This window comes from Citrobacter sp. XY323 (genome assembly GCF_025106035.1).
GTDB classification, from domain to species: Bacteria; Pseudomonadota; Gammaproteobacteria; order Enterobacterales; family Enterobacteriaceae; genus Citrobacter; species Citrobacter braakii.
The window spans coordinates 393,665-410,865 of record NZ_JANYUK010000001.1; the positions used below are offsets into that span (position 1 = coordinate 393,665).

Annotated in this window: 13 protein-coding genes; 4 read left to right on the top strand and 9 right to left on the bottom strand. The window is 54.4% G+C overall.

Translation table 11 applies throughout. The annotated features are described in order from the left end of the window. Window positions 1-8: 8 nt before the first annotated feature. The 6 genes from N0B36_RS01810 to N0B36_RS01835 form a co-directional block, all read right to left on the bottom strand. Window positions 9-1,097 (bottom strand): ABC transporter permease, encoded by a 1,089-nt coding sequence (locus N0B36_RS01810; protein WP_016152183.1) that lies wholly within the window; start codon window positions 1,095-1,097, stop codon window positions 9-11. Between the two features lies 1 nt (window position 1,098). Further along, entirely contained in the window at window positions 1,099-2,625 is a 1,527-nt protein-coding gene (locus N0B36_RS01815) for a sugar ABC transporter ATP-binding protein (RefSeq protein WP_259685809.1), read from the bottom strand. Next, complete coding sequence (locus tag N0B36_RS01820) at window positions 2,625-3,233, bottom strand: DUF2291 family protein (RefSeq protein WP_016152185.1); 609 nt, start codon at window positions 3,231-3,233, stop codon at window positions 2,625-2,627. The genes N0B36_RS01815 and N0B36_RS01820 overlap by 1 nt, the downstream gene beginning before the upstream one ends. Before the next feature lie 11 nt (window positions 3,234-3,244). Beyond that, window positions 3,245-4,186, bottom strand: coding sequence for a D-ribose ABC transporter substrate-binding protein (locus tag N0B36_RS01825; protein ID WP_016152186.1), 942 nt, complete (start codon window positions 4,184-4,186; stop codon window positions 3,245-3,247). A gap of 117 nt (window positions 4,187-4,303) precedes the next feature. Then, the gene (gene entD / locus N0B36_RS01830; protein WP_259685810.1) at window positions 4,304-4,966 is read right to left on the bottom strand and encodes an enterobactin synthase subunit EntD; all 663 of its coding nucleotides are present in this window, start codon (window positions 4,964-4,966) and stop codon (window positions 4,304-4,306) included. 50 nt (window positions 4,967-5,016) lie between these two features. Next, the gene (locus tag N0B36_RS01835; protein ID WP_094760663.1) at window positions 5,017-7,311 is read right to left on the bottom strand and encodes a TonB-dependent siderophore receptor; all 2,295 of its coding nucleotides are present in this window, start codon (window positions 7,309-7,311) and stop codon (window positions 5,017-5,019) included. 253 nt (window positions 7,312-7,564) lie between these two features. Here N0B36_RS01835 and fes point away from each other — a divergent pair, with 253 nt between their 5' ends. The 4 genes from fes (at window position 7,565) to wzz(fepE) (ending at window position 14,280) form a co-directional block, all read left to right on the top strand. Next, window positions 7,565-8,782 (top strand): enterochelin esterase, encoded by a 1,218-nt coding sequence (gene fes, locus N0B36_RS01840; RefSeq protein WP_216403557.1) that lies wholly within the window; start codon window positions 7,565-7,567, stop codon window positions 8,780-8,782. Between the two features lie 30 nt (window positions 8,783-8,812). Next, entirely contained in the window at window positions 8,813-9,031 is a 219-nt protein-coding gene (locus N0B36_RS01845; RefSeq protein WP_095715175.1) for an MbtH family protein, read from the top strand. Further along, complete coding sequence (gene entF, locus N0B36_RS01850) at window positions 9,028-12,918, top strand: enterobactin non-ribosomal peptide synthetase EntF (protein WP_259685811.1); 3,891 nt, start codon at window positions 9,028-9,030, stop codon at window positions 12,916-12,918. The genes N0B36_RS01845 and entF overlap by 4 nt, the downstream gene beginning before the upstream one ends. 228 nt (window positions 12,919-13,146) lie before the next feature. After that, the gene (gene wzz(fepE) / locus N0B36_RS01855) at window positions 13,147-14,280 is read left to right on the top strand and encodes an LPS O-antigen length regulator Wzz(fepE) (RefSeq protein ID WP_235116624.1); all 1,134 of its coding nucleotides are present in this window, start codon (window positions 13,147-13,149) and stop codon (window positions 14,278-14,280) included. 46 nt (window positions 14,281-14,326) lie between these two features. On the opposite strand, the gene fepC is transcribed toward wzz(fepE), so the two are convergent. From fepC to fepD, 3 genes are read right to left on the bottom strand one after another with little or no spacing between them, the layout of a single operon-like run. Beyond that, entirely contained in the window at window positions 14,327-15,124 is a 798-nt protein-coding gene (gene fepC / locus N0B36_RS01860) for an iron-enterobactin ABC transporter ATP-binding protein (RefSeq protein WP_200107535.1), read from the bottom strand. Next, the gene (gene fepG / locus N0B36_RS01865; RefSeq protein ID WP_016152193.1) at window positions 15,121-16,113 is read right to left on the bottom strand and encodes an iron-enterobactin ABC transporter permease; all 993 of its coding nucleotides are present in this window, start codon (window positions 16,111-16,113) and stop codon (window positions 15,121-15,123) included. Before fepG ends, fepC begins: the two co-directional genes overlap by 4 nt. Then, entirely contained in the window at window positions 16,110-17,117 is a 1,008-nt protein-coding gene (gene fepD / locus N0B36_RS01870; RefSeq protein ID WP_200079473.1) for a Fe(3+)-siderophore ABC transporter permease, read from the bottom strand. The genes fepG and fepD overlap by 4 nt, the downstream gene beginning before the upstream one ends. Between the last annotated feature and the right edge of the window lie 84 nt (window positions 17,118-17,201).

A 17,201-nucleotide genomic window follows, 5' to 3' on the forward strand; every position in this document is an offset into this window, starting at 1 on the left:
AGAGGGGATTACTGACTTTCCATCGCCGCCTTTTGTGCTACCACCGCGGCTTTTTGCTGCATCCGGTTTTGCATCTGGTCGATGATGACCGCGACGATAATCACGATACCTTTAATCACCATTTGCCAGAACTCGCTGACGCCCATCATCACCAGACCATCGGCCAGAAAACCGATAACGAAAGCGCCAATCAGCGTGCCTAAAATCGTGCCCCGTCCACCGGCCAGTGACGTACCGCCGAGAACCACTGCGGCAATGGCGTTCATCTCAAATGCCGTACCGTTGGCCGGATGGCTGGCGGAAAGCTGTGCCGAGACCACAATTCCAGCAATCGCGGCACACAGTCCGGATAGGGTATACACCCAGATTTTCACCTGTTTTACTTTTACCCCTGACAGCTCAGCAGCGCGCTCGTTATCCCCGATGGCGTAAACGTGGCGACCAAAGGGTAGACGACGAGCGACGTAAGCAATGACCAGTGCCAGCACAATCATCATCCAGATGGCCCACGGAATCCCAAACAGTGTACCGGCACCAATCTCATCAAAACCGGTATTGCCGAGCTGCGGATTGCCGGAAAGCCCAGGAAAGGTTTGCCCATCGGAGGTCAGCATCGCCGCCCCGCGCAAAACGTACATGGTTCCGAGCGTACAAATAAACGGTGCGACGTTATAGTGGGTGATGATCCAACCATTCGCCGCGCCAATCAGCCCACCAATCAACAAGACGACAGGCACAATCACCCAGACGCTGGGGAAAATTGCGATGCCGAACATTGGCAATACAATGCCTTTAGTGATTAGCCATCCCGCGACCATGCCGCACAGCCCAAGCGTAGCGCCAATTGAGAGATCAATCCCGGCGGTAATAATGACAAACGTGATCCCCAGCGCCAGAAAGGCGTTAATGGCGATATGCTTGATCATAATGACCATGCTGCCGCCAGAGAGAAATCCCGGTACGGTGAAGGCAAAGAACCCGACGATTAAAAACAGTGCAATAAAAGTGCGCAGTTTTAGGATTAGTAGCAGGATATTTTCCCGAGAGAAGGCGACTGTGGAGCGAGGCGCGATGGCGGCAGATTGTAGTGTTTTCATATCAGAACCCCTGAGCACTTGCGGTTACCAGCGCCGATTCTTCGGCACGATCGCGGGCGATATCGGCAGTTAGCTTGCCGCCGGACATCACCAGAATGCGGTCAGAAACCGCCATAATTTCTTTTAAATCTGAGGTGGAAAAGACCACAGCAATACCTTGCTGGGAAAGCTGGACCATCATGCGGAACACATCGGCTTTCGCCCCGACATCGATGCCGCGTGTGGGTTCGTCAAGAAATAGAATTTTGGGATTGGTGAGCAGAGAGCGACCAATCACCACTTTTTGCTGGTTCCCTCCGCTCAGCGCCTGAATTTCAACCTCTGGCGAGGAGACTTTTATCGACAGATTGCCAATTGTGCTGGCGACCACGGCCTCTTCATCTTTGCGGGCAATGGCAAAGCCACGTTGCAGACGCCGCCAAAGGCTGGCAATAGTCAGATTGGTGGCGACGGATGAAATGGGGAAAATCCCCGTGCGCTTGCGATCCTCCGGCACCAGACTCATTCCCATACGGATGCGATCGGCGGTGGTTAAGCGCTGCGGGACCGGTTTGCTGTCGAGCCACAGTTTTCCGAGGTAGTTGCGCTCAGTACCTAACAAGCACTCGAACAATTCGGTTCGCCCAGCCCCCATAAGTCCATAGATACCGACAATTTCACCGGCGTGAACGTTAAAGGTGACGTCATTGACGACTGCGCTGCCAGCGGTATTCACGCAGGTGATATGTTCAGCTTCCAGAACCGGAGCTCCAAACGTGCGGCCGGGTTCGAGAAAGTTGCTTACCGGATCACTGCCCAACATCTCGCACACAATCCACGGGACATCGATGTCGCTAACCTTGGCTTCGGCTTGAAATTTACCATCACGTAAAATAGTGATCACATCGCCAATTGCCATCAATTCTTCGAGACGATGGGAGATATAGATTATCGACACGCCCTGGCGAGTAAGTTCACGGATCACGCGAAACAGAATCTCGACTTCAGTTTTACTGAGCGCTGAGGTGGGTTCATCAAGAATCAGGATATCTGCATCTTCAGCCAGTGCTTTGGCGATTTCGACCAGCTGTTGCTGCCCTACTTTGAGATTGCCAACCAGGTCGCGCGGTGATATCGGCTGATCGAGCCGGGTTAATAATTCCGCGGTGCGTTTCTCTTGCTCGGCCTCATTAATGGGGGCCATGCCTTTTTGAATCTCCCGACCGAGGAAAATGTTTTCCGCGACGGAGAGGTTCTCAAACAGGTTTAGCTCCTGATGCACCATACCAATTCCATGTGCCGCAGCATCCCGGGTGCTGGCAAAGCGCACGGGATTTCCATTGAGCGACATCTCACCGCTACTGGGTTGCTGAACGCCAGCGAGGATCTTCATCAACGTCGATTTCCCCGCACCATTCTCACCAATAATCACATTCACCTTGCCACGCCAGACCTGATAATCGACGCTGTCCAGCGCAATTGTGCCGGGAAACAGCATTGAAATGGCATGCGTGCGCAGGATGATGTCATCAGCTGAGGTATTGCGCATTAGTGAGCCTCCTGTTCCAGCGTCAGTGCTGCTGCGTTTTCCGCTTTTCCAGCATTCAACGTCACGGCGAACAGCACCGTGGCAGTTTTCCCTTGCCAGCTAGTGTCTACGGCGGGTAACTGTTTCGCCGCTTCACGGTTATAAGCCCGTGACAGTTGGGCAAACTGAACCTGGTTAGTAAAATCTTCAAACTTGAAACCACTGGCATCGCGAATAGCATTGCCACGCATTACCGGGCCAATCTGAATCGTGACGGGCATATCATTGACCCTCACCACGATGGTGTGCTCTCGCCCATTGGTGGTGTCGACGCTATCAATCTGGCTGGTCAGGCGTACAAACACGCTTTCGGGAGCGGGTGAGGGGGCCTTCAGGCGAGTGGTCAGCGCTGAAGCATCCAGAACATGTTGCTGTGCCGCTTCCAGGACGCGGGATTGCCAGGTTTGTTGCGCGATCTGATCGGGAGTCTGGTTGTCGAAACTGGCTTTGGCCTGAGGATCGGCCGGGATAATTGGTTTGCCGTTTTCGTCGAGGTCAACTACCGTACAGGCCGTCAGCAACAGGGTGGCGCATCCAACCAGCGCGGCACCCCATTGTGTTAACGACATAGTGCCTCCGCTTAGTGGCTCAGGTTGAACTTGTTCAGCTTGCTGGCATTGGTTTCGTCAATCAGCACGCAATCCATGAGCTGTTTTTCTTCTTTCTGGGCTTTGCCGTTTTTCAGATAGTAATCCGCCTGCTCAACAGCCATTTGTGCCTGCTGCCAGCCGGGCTGCAGTACTGTCGCTTTAATATTGCTTTTATTAATGATTGAATCGCGGGTGTAGTCGCTGCCATCAAAACCGACCACGATGACATTATTTTTCCCCGCCGCTTTTAATGCGGCTTCTGCACCCAGCGCCATAGTGTCGTTACCTGAGATCACACCTACGATATCTGGGTTGGTTTGTAGAATGGCTTCCATTCGGGTAAAGGCTTCGGTTTGGCTCCAGTTTGCCGTCTGCTGGGCTACCATTTTCATGTCCGGATAGTCATCGAGTACATCGTGATACCCCTGCGAGCGTACATGGGCGTTGGTGTCGGATTGACGTCCCAGCAGTTCAACGTACTTCCCTTTTCCGTCCAGTAACCTGGCGAACTTCTCTGCGCCGAGCTGTGCGCCTTGATAGTTATTCGACACGATTTGCGCCACCGCGATGCCGGTTTTATTGATTTCGCGATCGATCAGAAAAGCAGCTACACCCGCTGCTTTGGCTTTTTCCAGCGGCCCTACGGTGGCATCTGCACCCGCATTATCGAGAATGATCGCTTTCGCTTTACGAGCAATAGCAGTCTCAATCAGTTGGTTTTGTTTATTGACGTCATCATCATGAGAGGCAACCAGCGTGGCGTATCCAAGCTCTTTTGCTTTGGCGACTGCACCGTCGGCTTCGGCTTTAAAAAACGGGTTATCGTGAGAAGGGGTAATAATCGCAATCAGTCCGTTGTCGGCAGCATACAGCGAACCCGATGTGGTAAGGATCGAGGCCAGTAATACGGATTTAATCAAGGTCTTGTTCATCTCTTTCTCCACTTTGAATATTTATTCAAATATGATTTATTATTCAAGTTAACGATAAGTCGAGATAATCGAACTGTCTACGATTTGCGCAGCTAATTTCTTAAAAAGAGAAAAGGATCACGATCCTGATGGTGAGGATGGAAATAGCGTCACGATATTTTTATCACGCTGAAACCAATGAACGTTAACTTCTTGATTGCCGAGGTTTGCCGAAAATGACGGCATGATTTGTAATGTTAATTGCTGAGTCGTGAGTGCGGTGATTTTTGCGCTGGTGAAACCTGGTAGCCCCGATGCCTGATTGGAAAACGCCTTATACAGGCTCTCCTTTGCGCTGAATACCAGGGTTAAGGCGAGCGGAAAGGGCAGGCAGGTATGCTGCAAAATCTGATGTTCGTGGTTATCAATAATGCTATCAGCCAGCTCAACTGCGGTTTGTGGTGTAAAAATAGCTTCTATATCCAGCCCAATGGGATGCGTTGATACGACCGCCAGCGCCGTTGTTGCGCTATGGCTGATGCTGCCAAACAGATCCTGCGGCCACAATGGTTGGCGTTGCACACCGATGCCGGGCACGGTTTTGTGGCCAAATTCACGCAGTGCGTGGACTGCGGCAATACGCCCCGCTAAGTGCTCAGCTTTACGCTTACGCCCACTGGAGTGGAGCTGAGTGTGGTGGGGGAGCCAGAGCAGGTCGTGCTCATGGAAAGTGTCGGGATCAAATTCGACAATGTGCAGCGTATGATCTGCGAAAGGGAGCGGGATGTGCGTTGTGTGCATGATTTCTTACGGCTTCCCTCTCCCCGCAGCGAGGAGAGGGAAAAACGTTATCAGAAGTGTGTGTTAACGCTCATGAACCACGTCCGGCCCGGTTCGTTATAGGTGTACGCGCCAGCGCCCGCCATGTAATAGCCAGTTTTGTTGTCGCTGGTGGTTTGGGCATTACCTTCACGCCACAGACGTTTGTCGAAGACGTTATCCACGCCGCCGGTCAGGCTGACGTTTTTCGTCACATCCCAGGTCGCACTCAGGCCGACAATGCTGTACGGACTCACTTCCTGGGCTGAACTGCCGGTCACCGGTTTCCCCTGGTAATCGTATTTTTTCGGCTGCTGTTTGCCGTACCAGGTGAAGGTGGATTGCAATGACAGATCTTCGCGTGCCTGCCAGCTCAGGGTCGAGTTCAGCGTGTATTCAGGAATAATCGACAGGCGTTCGCCGGTCTCTTTATTCTTACTTTGCAGCATGTAGGTAATGTTGTTGGTCCAGGTTACGGTCTCGCTAACCGGCACGTTCAACGTCCCTTCCAGACCTTCCACCACCGCTTTAGGCACGTTTTCCCACTGATAGATATCGGTGTAGGTTGTTGTTGTTTTACCTGTGGTCGGGTTTTTCTGGGTAATCGATGTTCTGCTTAACGGTACGGTTCCTGCTTCAATCTTGTTACGGTAATCGTTGCGGAACCAGGTTACCCCGGCCAGCCAGCCATCACGTTTGAACTCCAGACCAATCTCTTTGTTGATACTGGTTTCGGCCTTCAGATCATCGTTGCCCATCATGTAGCAACCAATACCGGTCGCTGAGCCAGTGGCGTAGCAACCCTGACCTTTACTGTACAGAATGTAGTTCGGGTTGAGCTGATACAGGCTTGGCGCTTTATAGGCGCGCGCAATCCCCATCTTCAGGGTGAAATCATCGCCCAGACCTTGGGACAGGTTCAGGGACGGACTCCAGTTATCGCCCACAATGCTGTGATGATCGAAACGCAAACCCGGCGTCAGCATGGTGCTGTCGGTCAGTTCCATGTTGTTTTCAGCAAACAGAGAGAAAATCTCTGCGTCTGAGTACGGGCTGCGGTTGGTGCTGCTGGACCCAGGAATATTACCGCCCATAAAGGTCTGAGTATTGGAACTCATGTCCTTCATGCGCTGCTGGTTCCATTCGGTACCGAGCGTCAGATTTTGGTTAACCAACAGGTCGAATGGAATGCTAATTTCGCTGTGCAGGGTGACATCCGCCAGGTCAGTGTCGGTAAAATGATTACTGTTAAATAGCCCTTCAAGACCTCCTGCCAGACCTTCACCCAAACGGGAGTTGCGGGTATGTTCGTATTGCGCCCAGTTGCTGGTGGTAATGCCGTTGTCCCAGCCGCCGTTCCACGTCAGCGCATAGTTCTGACGGTACATACGGTTGGTTTCTTTACCGTAGTATTTTTTTACCAGTCCGTTGGTTTTGTTATCGTTGTTGGTGTTCTGGGTGTCGCCAGCGTATAGATTGCCCTGGCGGCTGTAGCCGGCTTCAAACTCCAGCGATTGCATTGGCGCAAAATCCCACCGCAGTTGGCCGTTGATATCTTTGTTTTTTACCCCTTCACGACCCGCTGGCATGGTATCTGCGTAGTCGCCCGTACGTGCAGACTGGTGACCATCGTTAATGTCCCACGCGTCGGCCTGGGTTTTGTCGAGGTTACCGTTCAGGCGGAAGCTGAAATCCCCGCCCAGCGGGCCATTCAGGCTAAAGTTGGTGCGTTTGGTCGAGCCTTCTTCTTTGTGTTCCGGGGCGTTGAAATAGGTATTCCAGGAGCCATGCCACTCATCGCCGCCTTTCTTGGTGATGATATTCACCACGCCGCCAGCCGCACCGTTGCCATAGCGTGCCGCGGCAGGACCGCGCAGCACTTCAATACGTTCGATCATTTCCGGAGCAACCCATGCGGTATCGCCGCGGGTATCACGCTCGCCGCGCCAGCCCTGACGCACAGAGTTACGGCTGGTTACCGGTTTGCCGTCGATCAGAATCAGGGTGTTTTCCGGCCCCATGCCGCGAATATCGATCTGGCGGTTGTTGCCGCGTTGACCGCTGGTTGAGTTACCGGTCAGGTTGACGCCTGGCATGGTACGGATGATTTCCGACACATCGCGAGCGGGAGGATTCTTACGAATTTCATCAGCGGTAATGGTTGAAACGCCCGGTGCCTGCAGGTTCTGCTGGGCGGCGGTAACCACGATGGTGTCTTCATGAGAGACAGCGGCGCTATCGGTTTGATCTTCTGCCATCGCTGGCAGGGCTACCCCGTAAATCCCTAAATTGACCAATAAGGCCAGTGAATGAATCTTGTTGTTCATTGTATGTCCTGCTGTTCTTTTAGCCACGAGTACCAATGTGCCGTGGTGCGGCATTTGGTCTGATGTCGCCCGCATCCGCGTAAACCCTCCATTCCAGAAAAAGTACGCAGCGCCAGGCCGGTTTATAAGTGGTGAAAAACTGTGCGCGCTTCCCACAGCGCGACAATACGCTATTGCAAATGCAAATAGTTATCAATAATATTATCAATATATTTCACGCTAGATCATAAAATTTGACAATAAACATGGGGTTATGGCGGTGACGACGTTAAAGATGGGAAGCGAGGCGTGGTGGCAGTCAAAAAAAGGCCCGGAGTGGGAGCGTGAAGACAACGGAAATTATCGGGTAACCTTCTGGTGGCGCGACCCGCAGGGAACGGAAAAAGAGTCAGCCATTCATCGCGTATGGGTCTATATCACCGGCGTCACCGACCACCATCAAAATGCCACCCCGCAGTCGATGCAACGCATTGACGGAACAAATGTTTGGTGCTGGAGTGTTTCCCTTAGCGCCAACTGGCGCGGCAGTTACTGTTTTATCCCAACAGAACGAAATGATATTTTTGCTGCGCAGACGCCGGGCGAAGCGCCTGACCGAACCGTGCTGCGTGAAGGCTGGCGGCAATTGTTGCCGCAGGCTATTGCCGATCCCCTCAATCCGCAGAGCTGGCAGGGCGGTCGTGGCCATGCGGTGTCTGCGCTGGAAATGCCTGATGCACCCGTACAACCGGGATGGGATCGACCTGAAAACCCCGACTCGCCCGCAGTTTGCCTGCAATGGCGTAGCGCCAGACTCGGCAATACACGCCGCGTGTGGGTGTTTACCACTGGTGAAGCCCAGCCGGAAGCGCGTCCCCTGGCTATCCTTCTGGACGGACAGTTTTGGGCACAAAGTATGCCGGTCTGGCCTGCGCTGACTTCACTCACCCATCGCGGACACCTCCCGCCCGCCGTTTATCTCCTGATTGATACCATCGACACGGCTCACCGCAGCCGCGAATTGCCGTGTAATGCGGATTTTTGGTGGGCGGTACAGCAGGAGTTATTGCCGCTGGTGAAGACTACGACCGCGTTCAGTGACGACCCGCAGCGTACCGTCGTCGCCGGGCAAAGTTTTGGCGGGCTGTCATCGCTATATGCCGGGCTTAACTGGCCCGCGCGCTTTGGCTGCGTGCTCAGCCAGTCGGGCTCTTATTGGTGGCCGCATCGCGGTGGTCATCAGGATGGGGCGATCGTTGAGCAACTGAAGAGTGGAAAGATAAGCGCCCAGGGGCTGCGTATTGTCCTGGAAGCTGGGATCCGCGAGCCCATTATTTATCGCGCAAATCAGGCGCTTTATGCCCAGTTACCCTCTGCACCACAGTCTATTTTCTGGCGTCAGGTTGATGGTGGACACGATGCGCTTTGCTGGCGCGGCGGACTGATGCAAGGGCTGATCACGCTCTGGCAACCGCTTACCGACACGATTTAACCGGACGATGTTCCACGACAGGAGTTGAGTATGGAATTCAGTAACCCCTTCGATAATCCGCAGGGCCAGTTTTACATTCTGCAAAATCCCCAACGTCAGTTTAGCCTTTGGCCGCAGCAATGCTCACTTCCTGCTGGCTGGACGGTCGCGTGTGAACCCCAATCACAGGAAGCCTGCCAGCAATGGCTGGATGCAAACTGGACCACGTTGGCGCCAGCGAACTACGTCGATGTGCAGGAGGCTCCATGACTCAACGTTTACCGTTAGTTGCGGCTCAGCCGGGGATCTGGATGGCAGAAAAACTCTCCACATTGCCCTCAGCGTGGAGCGTGGCGCACTACGTAGAATTAACCGGCGATCTGGACGCACCGTTGCTGGCGAAAGCGGTAGTGGCGGGTCTGCAGCAGGCCGATACTCTAAGGATGCGGTTTAGCGAAGATAACGGCGAGGTCTGGCAATGGGTAGACTCTGCGCTTGCCTTTGCGCCACCAGAAATTATCGATCTGCGCGAAAAATCCGATCCGCATGCGGCAGCGCGCGCCTTGATGCAGGCAGACCTGCAGCAGGACATCCGTGCTGATGGCACTAAGCCGCTGGTTTTTCACCTGCTCATTCAGGTGGGAGAAAAGCGTTGGTATTGGTATCAGCGTTACCATCATCTGCTGGTTGATGGCTTCAGTTTCCCGGCCATTACCCGCCAGATAGCCGCGATTTACCGCGCATGGCTGCATGGCGAGCCCACGCCGGAATCACCTTTTACGCCATTTTCTGAGGTGGTGGAAGAGTATCAACAGTATCGGCAAAGCGATGCCTGGCAACGCGACGGCACCTTCTGGACCGAGCAGCGAAAGCAACTCCCACCTCCGGCTTCGCTGTCTAACAAACCCCTGCCAGGTCGGTCGGCCAGCGCGGATATTATTCGTCTGAAGTTAACCGCGCCTGAAGGGGAGTTTCGCCGGCTTGCGGCACGTATGCCAGATGTTCAGCGTGCGGATCTGGCCCTTGCGCTGGTGGCGCTGTGGCTCGGACGTTTATGCAGCCGAATGGAATATGCCGCCGGGTTTATCTTTATGCGGCGTATGGGGTCGGCGGCGCTCACGTCCACCGGACCGGTTTTAAACGTCCTGCCATTTGGCGTGCAGTTGAGTGCGGCAGAAAGCTTGCCTGCACTTGCCCAACGACTGGCCGCACAGTTGAAGAAAATGCGCCGACATCAGCGATATGATGCTGAGCAAATTGTTCGCGACAGCGGGCGCGCAGCCGGTGCCGAACCGCTGTTTGGCCCGGTACTGAACGTGAAAATATTCGACTATCAACTGAATATTCCTGGCGTTCAGGCGCAAACCCATACGTTGGCGACAGGTCCGGTGAACGATCTGGAGCTGGCGCTGTTCCCGGATGAAAACGGCGGGCTGAGTATTGAAATCCTGGCCAATAAACAGCGCTACGATGCCGCGACGCTGGCGCAACATGCATCACGTTTAACCGCGCTTATCGCGCAGTTTGCCGACAATCCGTCGCTATGCTGCGGCGATGCCGGGATGCTGTTGCCGACAGAACATGAGCGGCTGGTGAAGATTAACGACACGACCGTGGCGATCCCGTCCACCACGCTGAGCGCGCTGGTGGCACAGCAGGCCGATAAAACGCCGGATGCCCCGGCGCTGGCTGATGCCCGCTATCAGTTTAGCTATCGTGAAATGCGCCAACAGGTCGTGGCGCTGGCGCGCCGCCTGCGCGAACGTGGCGTACAGCCTGGTGACAGCGTTGCCGTGGCATTACCGCGTTCCGTGTTCCTCACGCTGGCGCTGCACGGTATTGTTGAGGCAGGAGCTGCCTGGCTGCCATTGGATACCGGATACCCGGACGATCGCCTGCGGATGATGCTCGAAGACGCGAAGCCAAAATTGTTGATCGCGACCGAAGAGCAACTGGCGCGCTTTAGCGATATTCCGGAGCTGGAAAGTCTGTGCTACAACGCGCCGCTGCCAGAAGAGGATGCTGCACCGCTGGCGTTATCTCAACCTAATCATACGGCCTATATTATTTTTACTTCCGGTTCTACCGGCAGACCAAAAGGGGTAATGGTTGGGCAAACCGCCATCGTTAACCGTTTGCTGTGGATGCAAAATCACTATCCACTGACCGCGGATGATGTGGTGGCGCAAAAAACGCCGTGCAGTTTTGACGTCTCGGTATGGGAGTTTTTCTGGCCGTTTATTGCCGGGGCAAAACTGGTCATGGCAGAACCTGAAGTGCACCGCGATCCGCTGGCGATGCAGCAGTTCTTTGCGCAGTCAGGGGTGACGACCACTCACTTTGTTCCCTCTATGCTGGCCGCTTTTGTTGCTTCACTGACGCCGGAAACCGCGCGGGAGAGTTGTGCCTCGCTGAAACGGGTATTCTGCAGCGGCGAAGCCTTACCTGCAGATTTATGCCGCGAATGGGAACTGTTGACTCATGCGCCACTGCACAATTTATACGGGCCAACGGAAGCGGCAGTCGATGTGAGCTGGTATCCGGCCTGGGGGGACGATCTCGCTGCCGTAACGGGCAATAGCGTGCCGATTGGCTATCCGGTATGGAATACCGGTTTACGGATCCTGGACGCCATGATGCGCCCGGTGCCCTTTGGCGTGGCAGGTGATCTCTATCTGACGGGGATCCAACTGGCGCAAGGATACCTGGGGCGAGCGGATCTAACCGCGAGCCGCTTTATCGCCGATCCATTTAACCCTGGTGAACGCATGTACCGTACCGGGGATGTGGCGCGCTGGCTGGAGAATGGCGCAGTGGAATACCTCGGGCGCAGCGATGACCAGCTTAAAATTCGCGGACAGCGCATTGAGCTCGGTGAGATTGATCGGGTGATGCAGCAACTGCCAGATGTCGAACATGCCGTAGCCCACGCCTGCGTATTCAACCAGGCGGCGGCGACAGGCGGCGATGCGCGACAGTTGGTGGGGTATCTGGTGTCGCAATCGGGGTTACCGCTGGATACGTCTGCATTGCGGGAAACTCTGCGTGAAAAACTGCCTGCGCATATGGTGCCGACGGTATTGTTGCAACTGGCGGAGCTGCCGCTGAGTGCAAACGGTAAACTGGATCGTAAAGCGCTGCCGATGCCGCAGTTGACGTCGCGTACGTCAGGACGTGCGCCGCGAGCAGGGACTGAAACCGCCATCGCGCAGTCTTTTGCGGCTTTGCTGGATTGCGAGGTTAATGACGTAGAGGCTGACTTCTTTGCGCTTGGCGGACATTCGCTGCTGGCGATGAAGCTGGCAGCGCAGTTGAGCCGGATTTTTGAGCGTCAGGTAACGCCTGGGCAGATAATGGTGGCTTCTACTGTTGAACAACTGAGTGCACTGCTGGAGAGCAATGATGATGAACAGTCGCAGCGTCTGGGATTCGAGACGCTGCTGCCGCTGCGTGAAAGTCATGGCCCAACGCTGTTTTGCTTCCATCCGGCGTCGGGTTTCGCCTGGCAGTTTAGCGTGCTGTCGCGTTACCTCAGTCCGCAGTGGTCGATTATTGGCATTCAGTCGCCGCGACCGGATGGCCCTATGCAGACGGCGGAAAACCTTGATGCGGTATGCGAACATCACCTGGCAACGCTGCTCAGCCAGCAGCCTCATGGTCCCTATTATTTATTAGGCTACTCGCTGGGGGGGACGTTGGCGCAGGGAATCGCCGCACGCTTACATGCCAGAGGAGAGACAGTTGCATTCCTGGGGCTGCTGGATACCTGGCCGCCGGAAACGCAAAACTGGCAGGAAAAGGAGGCTAATGGGTTGGATCCCGCGGTACTGGCCGAGATCGAGCGTGAACGTGAAGCGTTTCTGGCAGCGCAGCAGGGGAATGCGTCAGAGGCCTTATTTAATGCTATCGAAGGCAACTACGCCGATGCGGTTCGCCTGCTCACCACGGCACACAGCGTGCCATTTGCTGGTCACGCCACGCTGTTCGTCGCTGAGCGCACCTTAGTGCCGGGGGTCAGTCCTGAACGCAGTTGGTCACCGTGGATATCCAGTCTGGATGTATATCGGCAGGACTGCGCGCATGTTGATATTATCTCTCCCAGCTTGTTTGAGGCGATAGGGCCAATAATAAACACCCTGATCAATAAATCGGTGTAACAAAGCGAATCTTACTATCGCGACAATCAAATAACCCCATGATGTAATAATTATGTTATGGGGTTGATCTTTTTTGGTGTGATGAGGGCGATTAAAAGGGTGAATAAATTCCGAATATAATTTTTGGTAGGGCTTCGTGCACAAAGAGTGTTTCGGATAATTCTTACTAACTGGTAGACTTCTCTTTCGGAAATGTTCTTCTTTGGGTACGGATCTCAGGTCACACACATGTCATCATTAAATATTAAGCAAGATAACGTTTCGGATTTTACTGCGTATCCTCAGCCAGCGGTAAATGCTAACGAAATCGATTTAGTTAATCTAATCGAAATCTTATGGCGCGCCAGGACGAAAATTATGGCGACCGTTTTCGCCTTTGCCTGTGTGGGTATTCTGTTCTCTTTTCTACTACCGCAAAAATGGACCAGTCAGGCCATCGTGACGCCGGCCGAGCCCGTCCAGTGGCAGAACCTCGAAAATACGTTGACCAAATTGCGCGTGCTGGATATGGATATTAACGTTAGCCGTGGTGATGTATTTAACCTGTTTATCAAAAAATTTCAGTCGCCCTCATTGTTGGAAGAGTATCTGCGTTCTTCTCCTTACGTGATGGGACAACTGAAAGGCGCGGATATCGATGAAATGGACCTGCATCGGGCAATTGTCAGGCTCAGTGAAAAAATGAACGCCGTTGACAGCAATGTGGGAAAAAAGAATGAGACTTCGCTGTATACCGCATGGACGCTAAGCTTTACCGCGCCCCAGGCTGAAGAAGCCCAGTCTGTGCTGAAGGGCTATATCCAGTATATTTCTGATGCTGTGGTGAAAGAAACGCTGGAAGATATTCGTAATAAACTGTCCATCAAAACCAGCTTTGAGAAAGAAAGACTGGAGATGGATCGCGTCAGGCTTAAGAATCAACTGGACGCCAAAATCCAGCGACTGAATTATTCACTGGAAATTGCGAATGCCGCTGGGATTAAAAAACCGGTCTACAGTAATGGCCAGGCGGTGAAAGATGACCCTGATTTCTCTATTTCACTGGGCGCTGATGGCATTGCACGTAAATTAGAAATAGAAAAGTCGGTAACGGATGTTGCTGAAATTAACGGTGAATTACGTAACCGCCAATATCACGTTGAACAGCTGTTAGCTATGAATGTGAATGATGTAAAATTTACGCCATTTAAATATCAACTTTCACCTTCGCTACCAGTGCATAAAGATGGTCCGGCAAAATCGATGATCGTTATTTTGGCTGCTTTGCTGGGTGGCATGGTGGCGTGCGGTGGTGTTCTGCTGAATTACGCCATGGTGGCGCGTAAGCAAAAAATGACGTTTATTGACCAACAACTGGTGTGATGACTTTTCGTCTGGCGGCGAGCAGTCCGCCAGACGGTAAATCTTGCTATTTATCGCGCCCAAGCGGCACCACTAACGGCGTTCCGGCAACCGGATCGTCGATAATCATACAGCGCAGACCATAGATTTTTTCAATAAGCTGCGCTGTGATGATCTCCTTCGGCGCACCCTCGGCAACAATTTTTCCGTCACGCAGCGCAATCAGATGCGTTGCATAGCGACACGCCTGATTAAGATCGTGCAGAACGGCGGCCAGCGTATACCCTTTCTCCCGGTTTAGCTCACTCAGCAGCTCCAGCAGATCGATCTGATGGCTGATATCCAGCCAGGTGGTAGGTTCGTCGAGCAGCATAATCGACGTTTCCTGCGCCAGCACCATCGCAATCCATGCGCGCTGGCGTTGTCCACCGGAAAGGGTATCCACACTTTGTGACGCAAGATGAGTGATTCCCGTCGCCTGCATTGCGTTTGAGACCGCGATTTCATCCTCATTTCGCCAGCGGGTAAACAATGGCTGGTGCGGGTAGCGCCCACGGGCAACCAGCTCCTGTACCGTAATATCACCCGGCGTGGTGGCGTTCTGCGCCAACAAACCTATTCTGCGAGCAACCTCTTTGCTGGCATAGTGCTGGATATGCTCGCCGTCGAGCCAGACCTTACCGTGCGCGGGCGTCATCAGACGACTAAGCGTGCGCAGTAGCGTTGATTTTCCGCAGCCGTTTGGCCCGATAATCGCGGTGAAGTGACCGTCTGGAATCGACACATTGAGGTTTTCCGCTACGGTAAATTTGCCATAACCCAGCGTTAACTGGTCGCCACGCAAACGGGCTACTGATTCGATCATTTTTTGCGGGACTCCTGAATTAACAAGACGATAAGATAAATACCGCCGAGGCTTACGGTGACAACGCCCACCGGAAGCTGATAAGGCATAAACAGCTGTTGGGCGCATAAATCCGCCATCAACAGCAGCAACGCGCCACACAGCGCCGACAGGGTTAATCCCCAGCGCGATGTGCCGCTAATCCGCCGCGCGATATGTGGGGCGACAAGGGCAATAAACGAGATAGGGCCAGCCAGCGCGGTGGCGGCAGCGGTCAGTACAACCGCAACCAGCATCATCATCAGACGTGAGCGCTCTACGCTGACGCCAAGCGCACAGGCGCTGTCATCACCCATTTCCAGTAAACGCATCCGGCGCACCAGCAGCGTGGCGCACACCAGCATAAGGATAATCAGTGGGGCAGAAGGCCAGGTTTTGGCCCAGGTCAGGCCATTGAGCGATCCGGCGTTCCACAGTCCGGCGGTCAGCGCGGTTTCTAATGATGCCTTCAGCAGTAGCCAGGTGTTGAACGCAACCAGCATGGCGCGTATGCCGATCCCAATAATAATCAGCCGAAAGGTGTCGATACCATTGCGCCAGGCGAGCGCCCAGACCACCAGAGACGTCAGGACCCCGCCAACCATGGCCGCAAGCGCGATAGCGGTGAGATGCTGTCCGAACAGCACCATTGCCACCAGCACACCGCTCCAGGCACCGGTATTGAAACCCATCACATCCGGGCTGCCCAGCGGGTTGCGCATCAGCGACTGGAATATTGCACCGCTCACGCCGAGCGCCGCGCCTATCAATAGCGCCATCAGCACGCGTGGCAAACGCCATTCGGTCACCACCAGCGTAATACTGCGCGGCGCATCGCCAAGCAGAGCGGCAATAATTTGCTGGGTTTCCAGCGTCACGACGCCGCTACGCAGGCTCCACAAGCCAACGGCGAGACAACCTACAACCAGCAGCAGGCTGCTGACTATCAGGCGGCGGGAGAGGTGCATCATGCGCCACCCCCGCGCGGTTTCCGGCGTACCAGAAAGATAAGCACCGGCGCGCCGATAAATGCGCTGACCACTGAAACGCGCAGTTCGCCGGGGACAATCAGGCGACCGATGATATCGGCAATTAACAACAGAGAGGGGGTTGCCAGCAGGGTAACGGGCAGCGACCAACGGTGATCTGCCCCCACCAGCCAGCGTGCCATATGCGGCATCATCAGGCCGATAAAGGCGATAGGGCCGACAATCGCGGTCGCACTGCCGCACAGTACGGTAATCACCAGCAGGCCAATAAACTGCGTGCGAGCGACTTTGCTGCCAAGCGCGGTGGCGGTGTCGCTCCCGAGGCTCAGGCTATTCAGAGCACGGCTAAGGAACAACGCGACAGCCGCGGCAATCAGTATCGGCACCAGGACGACCTTCAGCGTTTGCAGGCTGCGGATATCCAATGAACCGGCCTGCCAGAAACGCAACTGATCGTAGACATCCGGGTTGAGCAGGGCGATTCCGGTGGATAATCCTTCCAGCACCGCGCCCAGCGCAACGCCCGCCAGCGTCAGACGTACCGGGCTTAACTGCCCGCCGCCCTGGCTGCCGGTAAATGCCACTATAAGCGACGCGGCCAGCGCCCCGGAAAAGGCCATCAGCAGTTGCTCTTGCGCAGAGGAAAAACCGAACAGCGCGGCTCCCAGCACAATAGCGAAGCTGGCACCGGAGTTAACGCCCAGAATGCCGGGATCGGCGAGAGGGTTACGCGTGAGCGTTTGCATTAATGCACCAGCCAGACCCAGCGCCCCACCGGCGAGCAGCCCCGCCAGCGTGCGCGGCAGTCGCGCGTCCAGCACGATGGTGCAATCAGCGCTTTGACAACTGCCGGTAAGTGCATCCAGCACCACGGAGGCAGGTAGCGACTTGGCGCCAATAACCAGACTTAATACCGTGGTGAGAACAAGTAATAACAATAGTCCGGGCACGGCGAAGGCACGTGTCGCGGAAACAGAGCATGACATATCAACTTCCCTGATAATGATAGTAATTATCGTTATCGATCTTATTTGGATATGTTAGCATGTGCAGCCATCGAATGGATATTG